Origin of the sequence: Lonsdalea britannica (assembly GCF_946477055.1) — a bacterium.
Taxonomy (GTDB): Bacteria; Pseudomonadota; Gammaproteobacteria; order Enterobacterales; family Enterobacteriaceae; genus Lonsdalea; species Lonsdalea britannica_A.
The window spans coordinates 1-2,521 of the sequence record NZ_CAMKXG010000379.1 but is presented as its reverse complement, the minus strand read 5'-3'; the positions used below and the strand labels follow the sequence as shown (position 1 = coordinate 2,521).

General features: G+C 56.1%; 1 protein-coding gene and 2 pseudogenes. 1 reads left to right on the top strand and 2 read right to left on the bottom strand.

The genetic code is table 11. The features are described from left to right. Nucleotides 1-32: 32 nt before the first annotated feature. Both nudB and aspS read right to left on the bottom strand, forming a co-directional pair. Nucleotides 33-281, bottom strand: a pseudogene (nudB, locus tag Q7O77_RS16915) (dihydroneopterin triphosphate diphosphatase); the annotation flags it as partial. Between the two features lies 1 nt (nucleotide 282). Continuing rightward, a complete protein-coding gene (gene aspS / locus Q7O77_RS16910; protein ID WP_304169925.1) occupies nucleotides 283-2,079 on the bottom strand; it encodes an aspartate--tRNA ligase in 1,797 nt (598 codons plus the stop codon). Nucleotides 2,080-2,388: 309 nt separating this feature from the next. Here aspS and Q7O77_RS16905 point away from each other — a divergent pair. Continuing rightward, nucleotides 2,389-2,521 (top strand): annotated as a pseudogene (locus Q7O77_RS16905) (hydrolase); the annotation flags it as partial.

The window sequence follows — 2,521 nt, the reverse complement described above, 5'->3', positions numbered from 1 at the left end:
ATCTACACTATCCTCTTCGTCGGCAGCGTCAGATGTGTATAAGAGACAGACTCAACACAGCGATGACAGTCGACAAGCGATAGCGCTTCCGCCGCGATATCGATATCCACCTCTTCCTTTACTTCACGCTGTGCGGCATACCGCGCGGTTTCCCCCTCTTCCAGACTGCCGGTGACCGACTGCCAGAAATCAGGATCGTCGCGCCGTTGCAACATGAGCACCCGCCCGGTGTCACGGGCATAGATAACCACCAGAACCGAAACGGGTCGCTTATAGGTCATATCATGGATTCTCTGACCGTTGATCCTGTGCCGCTTTGCCTTTGCCCACCACGGCGATGGAAAGTTCATCCAATGCCGCCGGGTTGGCAAAGTTTGGTGCTTCGGTCATCAGACAGGCCGCCGCCGTGGTTTTCGGGAATGCGATAACATCACGGATGTTGTCCGTTCCGGTCAACAGCATGACCAGACGGTCAAGGCCGAACGCCAGACCCGCATGCGGCGGCGTGCCGAACTTGAGTGCATCCAGCAGGAAGCCGAATTTTTCGCGCTGCTCATGTTCGGTGATGCCCAGAATGCGGAATACCGCCTGCTGCATGTTGCCATTGTGGATACGCACGGAACCGCCGCCCACTTCATAGCCATTCAACACCATATCGTAGGCGTTGGCGATGGCCGCAGTCGGTTCGGCTTCCAGCTGCTCTGGCGTCATGTTGCTTGGCGCAGTGAACGGGTGATGCATCGCCGTCAAACCGCCTTCGCCATCGTCTTCAAACATCGGGAAGTCGATGACCCACAGTGGGCGCCAGGTGCCTTCTTCCGTCAACTTCAGGTCACGACCCAGCTTCAGTCGCAGCGCGCCCAGCGCGTCAGAGACAACGTTAGCTTTGTCTGCGCCGAAGAAAATGATGTCGCCGTCTGCCGCACCGGTGCGTTCCAGCAACGTGGTGATAATCGCTTCATTCAGGAACTTCGCGACCGGACTCTGGATACCTTCCATGCCTTTCGCGCGCTCGTTGACCTTGATATAGGCCAGCCCTTTCGCGCCGTAGATCTCAACAAACTTCGCGTATTCATCAATTTGCTTACGGCTCAGCTGTGAGCCGCCCGGTACACGCAGCGCGGCGACGCGGCCAGCGGCATCGTTAGCAGGGCCGGAGAACACTTTGAACTCGACGTCTTTAAGCAGATCGGCAACGTCCACCAGCTCCATCGGGTTACGCAGATCGGGCTTATCGGAACCGTAGCGACGCATCGCTTCCGCAAAGGTCATGATCGGGAATTCACTGAGATCGACGTCAAGAATCTCGGTCCACAGTTCACGCACCAGTCTTTCCATCAGCTCACGCACCTGCGGAGCGGTCAGAAACGACGTTTCCACATCGATCTGAGTAAATTCCGGCTGGCGGTCTGCGCGCAGGTCTTCGTCACGGAAACATTTCACGATCTGATAGTAGCGGTCGAAACCAGACATCATCAGCAGCTGTTTGAACAGCTGAGGGGACTGCGGCAGCGCGTAGAACTTACCTTTGTGTACGCGGCTTGGCACCAGATAGTCGCGCGCGCCTTCCGGCGTGGCTTTGGTCAGCATCGGCGTTTCAATATCCAGAAAACCGTTGCTGTCCATGTAACGGCGCACGAAGCTGGTGATGCGCGCACGCGTTTTAAGACGCTGCGCCATTTCAGGGCGGCGCAGGTCGAGATAGCGGTACTTCAGGCGCGCTTCTTCGCTGTTGACCTGATTGCCGTCCAGCGGCAGCGGCTCAGCGCGGTTGATGATGGTCAGAGAAGTCGCGATCACTTCAACTTCACCGGTCGCCATGTCTTTGTTCACCTGATTGTCGGGGCGCGCGCGCACCTGACCGGTCAGCTGAATACAAAATTCGTTGCGCAGTTCGGAAGCCAGGGTAAATGCGTCCTGTCGGTCGGGATCGAAAAAGACCTGAACCAGACCTTCGCGGTCACGCATATCAATAAAAATCAAGCCACCCAGATCGCGTCGACGGTTAACCCAGCCGCACAATGTCACTTCCTGGCCCACGTGGGACGAGTTTAACCGTCCGCAATATTCAGTACGCATCACGATGTCCTTTATACTCAACCGCCGTTGCCGCGCCCAGCCAACCCGTTTGACGGCTGACAAAACGACGGCATGATTTGCGGGAATACTGTCCGATGAAAAAAGGGGGGCATTATAAAGGAATTTCCCCCTTTCGATAAGAGTCCCGACTGGCCGTGGCGGCTTTCTTCGCCGCTCGGCCCTTTGTTTGATAAAAAAGTTAACATTATTATCATCTGGTAAACGTTTTTTGCTGGTGTGTTGACCGACCTGCGCCTAGCCTGAAGCCAGAATTGAAGACTCGAGTCACCAGATAACAGGGCCCTCACCATGCTGACATTGACCCCCTCCACCACCGCGTTGGTACTGATCGATCTTCAGGAAGGCATTCTTCCTTTCGCCGGTGGTCCTTACGCCGCTGAAGACGTGGTTCATCGTGCGGATAAACTGGCCACTCTCTGCC

Excerpts from the sequence above, each read along its gene's own strand:
- aspS (WP_304169925.1), bottom strand. The coding sequence starts at position 2,079 with ATGCGTACTGAATATTGCGGACGGTTAAACTCGTCCCACGTGGGCCAG.